The sequence below is a fragment of the Bacillus sp. JJ1503 genome (genome assembly GCF_036965125.1).
Taxonomy (GTDB): Bacteria; Bacillota; Bacilli; order Bacillales; family Cytobacillaceae; genus Cytobacillus.
The window spans coordinates 1-7422 of record NZ_JBALOZ010000329.1; the positions used below are offsets into that span (position 1 = coordinate 1).

Below are 7422 nucleotides of genomic sequence, written 5' to 3' on the forward strand. Positions count from 1 at the left end.
GGTCTCTTGTCAATTAGATGTTAGGTTTTCTAACATGAAAATTTTTAAAAAAGAAAAGAACAGCTCATATAGTCACTGTCCTTAGTTTGTCCACTAATTAAATTTGAATGAAACCCTTTTCGATCAACCCATTTATGGCAGTACAAACGGCAATTTTTACATGGGAATAAGTGAGTCCGCCTTGAACATACGCCACATAAGGCGGTCTAATCGGGCCATCTGCTGACAGCTCAATACTTGCTCCTTGTACAAAAGCTCCAGCTGCCATAATCACCTCATCCTCATATCCAGGCATCGCACTTGGATATGGAGTAACATGGGAATTAATTGGAGCAGCATATTGAATAGCCTGACAAAAAGCAATCATTTTATCACGGTCATCAAATTGGACTGACTGAATTAAGTCCGTTCTTTTTGCATCCCATTTTGGTGAAGAATTCATTCCAAGCCTTTCTAAAAATGCAGAAGTAAAAACCGCTCCCTTTAGTGCTTGGCCGACAATGTGAGGGGCTAGGAAAAAGCCCTGATACATTTCTTGGAGACTGTATAAAGAGGCACCGGCTTCCGCACCGATTCCTGGGGAAGTCATGCGATAGGAGCAGGCCTCTACCCACTTCTCTTTCCCAACAATATAGCCCCCTGTTTTAGCAAGTCCTCCACCAGGGTTTTTAATCAATGAACCAGCCATTAAATCAGCTCCAACGTGGCATGGTTCTTTTGTCTCAACAAATTCTCCATAGCAATTATCGACAAAAACAACAACATCTGATTTAATTTCCTTCACGAATTTGATCATTTCTTCAATCTGAGCAATAGTAAAGGAAGGTCTAGTGGCGTACCCTTTTGATCGTTGAATACCGATCATTTTTGTGTGAGGTTTAATTGCCTTTGCTACAGCTTCATAATCAACTGATCCATCTGCCAGTAAATTAACAGCATTATATGTAATTCCGAATTCCTTCAAAGAACCAACGCCATTGCCCCTTAGACCCACTATTTCTTCTAATGTGTCATATGGTTTCCCCGTAATATATAGCAGTTCATCTCCAGGACGAAGTACCCCGAATAAGACAATGGAGATGGCATGTGTTCCAGAAATAATTTGTGGACGGACGACTGCAGATTCTCCTCCAAATACTTCAGCATAGATCCTTTCTAAAGTATCCCTTCCTATATCATCATAGCCATATCCAGTCGTTGGAATAAAATGAGAATCACTCACCCGATTGTTTTGAAAGCTGTTAAGCACACGAAATTGATTTTCATCAATCCTATTATCAATACCTTTTAATACTTTAGCAATTTGCTGCTCAATTTCAGTAACAATCGGCTGCAGCTTTTCCCCATTTGATAACTGTTGAAACATGATGTTCTCCTATCTACACTTTATATTTATGTAACTGCCCAGCAATATGGTGGTTTTCTAAATAATAGCCCTTACAAACATAAATTTGCTTTTCTTCATCGAAAAATAATTCCCGTAATATCGTTTCATTTTTGAGCTGGGACAGAAGCTTTCCTTCTGAGGAAGAAACCTCTACATGATAAAAACTCATCATTTCCAGAACTATTTCTTCTATTGTGCTTTTTAACTGATTGCGGTCTTGCTCTTCAAATGCACTGATTAGAATCGACTTTGTGTTTGCAATTGGAACAAAATCCGAGTGTTTAATATCCCGCTTATTATATACAGTCAATTGTGGAATTTTTTCGTTTTCAAGTTCCTTTAATAACTCATTAACCGTTTCTTCATGCTGATAATAATCTGGGCTTCCACTATCAACAACATGCAGGATTAAATCTGCCTCCTTAACCTCTTCAAGGGTCGATCGAAAAGCAGCTATTAGGGTGGTTGGCAAATCTTGAATAAAACCTACTGTATCCGTTAGGAGAGTCATAAAGCCACTTGGCATAATTAACTTTCTAGTCATCGGATCAAGGGTTGCAAATAACTGGTTTTCTTCTAAGGAATCTGCCTCAGTTAGTCTGTTAAACAATGTCGATTTCCCAGCATTCGTATAGCCTACTATCGCGATTTGAAATGCTTTGTTCTTTTTTCTTCTTTCTCTATACCTGTCACGATGCTGAACAATAACAGATAGCTGGTTCCTAATTTCATTGATGCGATTGCGAATATGTCGTCTGTCCGATTCTAATTTCGTTTCACCTGGTCCTCTAGTTCCAATTCCACCTCCAAGTCTTGAAAGCTGGGTTCCCTGGCCTGTCAATCTTGGCAGCAAGTATTGCAGCTGGGCTAATTCGACTTGCAGCTTCCCTTCTTTAGAACGTGCCCTCTGTGCAAATATATCTAAGATTAATTGAGTCCGATCAATTATTTTCGCATCTACAGCTGCTGCAAGATTTCGAACTTGACTTGGTGATAATTCATCATTAAAGATAATTATATCTGCATCTATTTCTTCTTGAAGGGCCGTTAATTCCTCAACCTTGCCCTTTCCAATATATGTAGCCGAGTGAATGCGATCACGTTTTTGCGTTAAGGTTGCAACGACTTTTCCTTTTGCTGTCTCAGTTAAAGAGCCTAATTCTTCTATCGAATAGGCATATTGCTGATCTTCTTCTTTTGTCTGACATCCTACAAGAATTACTTTTTCAAAGTTATGCTTTTGCTCCAATCAGCATCCTTCTTTCCCTGGTATACTCTTTTACAAAAATCACTTAATACTATCATAACAAAATCAATAATTTAACTCTAATTTCTGTTCGTTTAACGTTATATTTTCGAAAGATAGCTGACTACATTTTAAAGAATCTCTCTTTGCAAATTGAAAAGGATTCCTGTTAAGTGGAATCCTTCTAATATTAACCCTCATCAAATACTAAGTCATTGCTTCGGATTGTCACCAATTCATGCCTATCATAGCTATTCTGCATTAACAGCCTCATTGCCTGAGCCCTTATCGACTTTTCAATGACGTTTCGAATATACCTGCCATTGGAGAAGCTTACTGGATTTAAATGAGTTTTAATCCATAGTAAATGGTCATGCAGCTTTTTTTCCGCTTCATGGCTTAACGTATATTCTCGATCCCTTAACATTCTGTCTCCAATTTCCATGAGCTGTGTAACGGAGTAATCCGGAAAGTCAATCACTAATGGAAAGCGAGAATGCAATCCAGGATTTAAGGTGAGAAAGTAATCCATTTCCCTTGAATAGCCTGCAAGGATTAGAATAAATTCATGCTGCTTATCCTCCATATGCTTAACAAGAGTATCGATGGCTTCCTTTCCAAAATCCTTCTCTCCGCCTCTTCCAAGTGAATAAGCTTCATCAATAAACAAGATCCCGCCTATAGCCTTTTTTATCAAATCCCTCGTCTTCTGTGCCGTATGGCCAATATATTCACCAACGAGATCCGCACGTTCAGCTTCAATTAAATGCCCTTTTGATAAAACATTCATTTTTTGAAAAAGTTTTCCGATTAATCTGGCAACCGTTGTCTTACCAGTGCCAGGATTTCCTTTAAACATCATATGAAGCGCCTGTTTTCCTGCCTTTAGGCCTGCATCCTCACGTTTTTTATTCACATATATCCATGCATAAATTTCCTTAATCATTCTTTTCATTTCTTCCATTCCTACAAGAGCACCTAATTCTTCTTCTATATCTTTAAGTGCTGTATGCTCCGGTGGAATTACCTTAGGTAAGGGTTGAGTTTCAGGCAGTTCTTTCGTCAATGTTTTACGATTTTGTGAATTAAGGACGATGCTAATCTGTCCATTATTCTTCATTCGAATTGGCTGGTCCAAAAGCTTTCACCTCACGTTCTCAAAAACAGTATACGCTTAGAAGTTTAGATTGTGACAAAAGCCTATTTTCTTTCATAGAATCATAAAATGCCCTCTTACTCTTATTTAAAAAATTCCTTATCTATATGTATTCATTTGTTTCTTACTTCATTAAAGATTTTTGTAAAAGCCTAATTTACACCCTGTCCTGATTGAATACCGCTAAAAATAATAAGGGTTCCGCTTTCAAAGAAGCAGAACCCTTATTCAATGCGGATAAGAATTATTGGTTTTCCATATCGATTTGAACATTGCGCTGAGGCGCGAATGTAGAAATTGCATGTTTATATACAAGCTGTTGCTTTCCTTCAGATTCAAAAAGAACCGTGAAATTATCAAAGCCCTTTATTTGGCCTCTAATTTGGAACCCGTTTAATAAAAACACGGTTACATTTGTATTTTCCTTCCGAAGCTGGTTTAAAAATTGGTCTTGAATATTAATAGATGTTTTCATCTTATATCCTCCTCTTTTATCTCTACTCTATGTATTCGATTTTATTTGCAGCTTTCCTTCAATATGCGTTGAAATTTCCGCAAGTTTTTTTTCAATTATGCCGGTGTTGACAACATCCGACAAATCAAACCAATCAACATTCATTTTATTTCGAAACCATGTCAGCTGCCTTTTTGCATAACGGCGGGAATTCTGCTTTAACTGAGAGATCGCTTCCTCTAATGAAATGCTATGACTAAAATATTCATAGAGTTCCTTATAGCCAATTGCCTGAATCGATTGGCAATCCTTTATATCCTGATTAAATAACCTTTCAACCTCTTCAAGGAGTCCTTCCTTAATCATTAAATCCACTCTAGTATTGATTCGCTGATATAATATCTCCCTATCCATTGTTAGCCCAATTATAGCTGTATTATACATAAGCTCAGGCTTCTGGTTTTCCTGTAATTCGTTTATCGTTTTACCAGTACAATGATAAACTTCCAACGCTCTAATGACTCGGCGGACATTATTAGGATGAATTCTTTCTGCGCTTTCGGGATCAACCTTGCTCAATTCTAGATGCACACTTTCATTTCCTTCGGCCTCTGCCTTTTTTTCAAGCATTTGTCGAAAATCATCATCAGAAGGGGCATCTGAGAAGTGATAATCATAAATAACGGATTGGATATACAAGCCAGTTCCACCAACAATCATCGGCAGTTTCCCTCTTAATGAAATCTCAGAGATTTTTTCTCTGACAAGCTCTTGAAATTCTGCAACAGAAAAAGGCTCCTTTGGATCTTTAATATCAATTAAATGATGAGGAATTCCTTCCATTTCATCCTTTTTAATTTTTGCTGTGCCAATATCCATTCCTTTATAGATCTGCATTGAATCACCGCTAATAATTTCTCCATTGAACCTTTTAGCCAATTCAATACTTAGCTTCGTTTTCCCAACCGCAGTTGGACCAATAAGCACAACAAGCTTTTCTTTTTCCATTAATCTGTTCACACTGCCTTTATTGAACTACCTAAGTTAAAAGCACCTCATTACGTTTTGACGAAAAGGCGCTATCCCCCCTATAGTATCATAAACATGAACTACTTTCAGTGGTTATGAATGTAAATAATGGATTCGTTTTTCACATTTAAACATTATTGACTTGATTCCATTGATTTATTCATTATTCTACTCGCGTTTTATGGTTTTATTTTCATGTTTCATTACAATTTATTAACGATTTCATAACAATTAATTAGATACCCCCCTAATCATGATAGTTTAGTAGAAGAATATCAAGAGTAATTTGATATTCAGTAATAGATTAGGTGGGAGTAAATAATGATTACAACTTCTGAATTAGGCATTGATTTAGGAACAGCTAATATCTTAGTATATTGTAAAAATAAAGGAATCACATTTAATGAGCCTTCTGTTGTAGCGCTTGATACGAATACAAAAAAGGTGTTGGCTGTAGGAAAAGAAGCAAAAGAAATGATCGGGAAAACACCCGGCAGAATTATTGCTATTCGTCCATTAAAGGATGGTGTAATAGCAGACTATGATACGACAACCGAAATGCTACGGTATGTAATGGCGAAAGCAACAAAAAAGGCTGGCTTTGCCATTAGAAAGCCGAATGTAGTGATTTGTACTCCATCAGGCTCAACAAGTGTTGAAAGAAGAGCTATTCTTGATGCTGTTCGTCATGCAGGCGCAAAACATGTTCATTTAATAGAAGAGCCTGTAGCTGCGGCAATTGGAGCTGGCTTGCCGGTAGACGAACCTATCGCTAACGTAGTAGTGGACATTGGAGGCGGATCGACAGAAGTAGCTATCATTTCCTATGGTGGTGTTGTTGCCTGTCATTCTATCCGTGTTGGCGGCGATAGATTGGATGAGGATATTATTCAATATGTTCGTAAGGATTTTAACGTTTTAATTGGAGAACGAACGGCCGAGAAAGTTAAAATGGAAATTGGTTACGCACTCATAGATCATGATGAGTTAAAAATGGAGATTCGCGGACGTGATCTTGTTACAGGCCTTCCAAAAACCATTACATTATCGTCCTATACCATTCGAGAAGCTATTAAGGAATCGTTGCTTCATATACTTGAAGCCATTCGCGCCACTTTGGAAGAGAGCCCTGCTGAATTATCCGGAGATATTGTGGATAGAGGTGTTATCCTATCGGGTGGTGGCGCCCTCATAAACGGAATGCAGGAATGGCTTTCCACTGAAATTTCTGTTCCTGTTCACCTCGCTCCAAGTCCGCTTGAATCAGTTGCAATTGGGACAGGCATGGCTTTGAAATATATCGGAAAATTGCAAACTGCAATTAAGTAAATGTAAAGATTAAGGGAGGATTATTCATACGGATAATGCTCCCTTAATTGATTTTAGTTTACATAATAAAATTATCGACATCTTATTGATTATCTAGTTGGTGTCACATAACTCTTTTATAATATCTACCATCATTCGGTAAAATTAATATGTTTAATAATATTCTTAACTTCATTTCGATAAAAGGAGATATTTCCCTTCATAATTTTAATCCTAATTTCTTCTTTAACGGGATACTGTAGCAGTCATCACACACCCCATTATTATCTAGATACTCACGTTCATCTGTTATCTCCAAGTTGCAATTCGAGCAAATCCATTTTTCAATTACTTGCTCCATTGCCTCATCTCCTTTTTTCATACATAATTCGGGAGATTCAAGCAAATTCCTGCAACAATTTTATTAATTCCTTGTAATTGCACTTCTTACTCGTCTATATGTGGTCCTGTTAGTTTGTTTCTTTAAATAAGCGTACTATTTATTAGTAAATTGCTTTTTACTCCTTGAATAATTCTGCAAATACTCAGCATCCTATATATGTGTTTAGGAGGTGAAGTGAATTGCCAAATCCAGCTAATGATAATAAGAAGCAAAAAAATATATCACTTAATAATAGTCAAGACTCAGGGTCAGAATTTCATAGAGAGCATGCTGGGCAATGTTGAAGGATACGGTGAAACGTACCCCACTGCTAAAAATATGTCTGATACGACTGACCAATAATTATTAAATTTCAAGAGTGAATTAGATTGTAGTTCACTCTTTTATTTACATATTTCGAAAAAATTTTACTAAACAAATTGCTTATTGGGTTTCCAAT

The 7422-nt window shown here is 37.1% G+C and carries 7 protein-coding genes; 1 reads left to right on the forward strand and 6 read right to left on the reverse strand.

The window, feature by feature from the left end:
* Positions 1–97: 97 nt before the first annotated feature.
* From V7149_RS21635 to miaA, 5 genes are all read right to left on the reverse strand, one after another.
* A complete protein-coding gene (locus V7149_RS21635) occupies positions 98–1366 on the reverse strand; it encodes an aminotransferase class I/II-fold pyridoxal phosphate-dependent enzyme (RefSeq protein ID WP_335347663.1) in 1269 nt (422 codons plus the stop codon).
* Positions 1367–1379: 13 nt separating this feature from the next.
* A complete protein-coding gene (gene hflX, locus V7149_RS21640; protein ID WP_335347664.1) occupies positions 1380–2636 on the reverse strand; it encodes a GTPase HflX in 1257 nt (418 codons plus the stop codon).
* A gap of 187 nt (positions 2637–2823) precedes the next feature.
* Positions 2824–3771: a stage V sporulation protein K gene (spoVK, locus tag V7149_RS21645; protein WP_335347665.1), complete on the reverse strand. Its 948-nt coding sequence runs from the start codon at positions 3769–3771 to the stop codon at positions 2824–2826.
* A gap of 262 nt (positions 3772–4033) precedes the next feature.
* A complete protein-coding gene (hfq, locus tag V7149_RS21650; protein ID WP_066288744.1) occupies positions 4034–4264 on the reverse strand; it encodes an RNA chaperone Hfq in 231 nt (76 codons plus the stop codon).
* 27 nt (positions 4265–4291) lie between these two features.
* Positions 4292–5251, reverse strand: a complete 960-nt coding sequence (gene miaA / locus V7149_RS21655; protein ID WP_335347666.1) for a tRNA (adenosine(37)-N6)-dimethylallyltransferase MiaA — start codon at positions 5249–5251, stop codon at positions 4292–4294.
* Between the two features lie 342 nt (positions 5252–5593).
* Between miaA and mreBH the strand changes: the two genes are divergently transcribed.
* The gene (gene mreBH, locus V7149_RS21660) at positions 5594–6601 is read left to right on the forward strand and encodes a rod-share determining protein MreBH (protein WP_335347667.1); all 1008 of its coding nucleotides are present in this window, start codon (positions 5594–5596) and stop codon (positions 6599–6601) included.
* A gap of 199 nt (positions 6602–6800) precedes the next feature.
* On the opposite strand, the gene V7149_RS21665 is transcribed toward mreBH, so the two are convergent.
* Positions 6801–6941 carry a hypothetical protein gene (locus tag V7149_RS21665; RefSeq protein ID WP_335347668.1) on the reverse strand — a complete coding sequence of 47 codons (141 nt, stop codon included), beginning with the start codon at positions 6939–6941 and terminating at the stop codon, positions 6801–6803.
* Between the last annotated feature and the right edge of the window lie 481 nt (positions 6942–7422).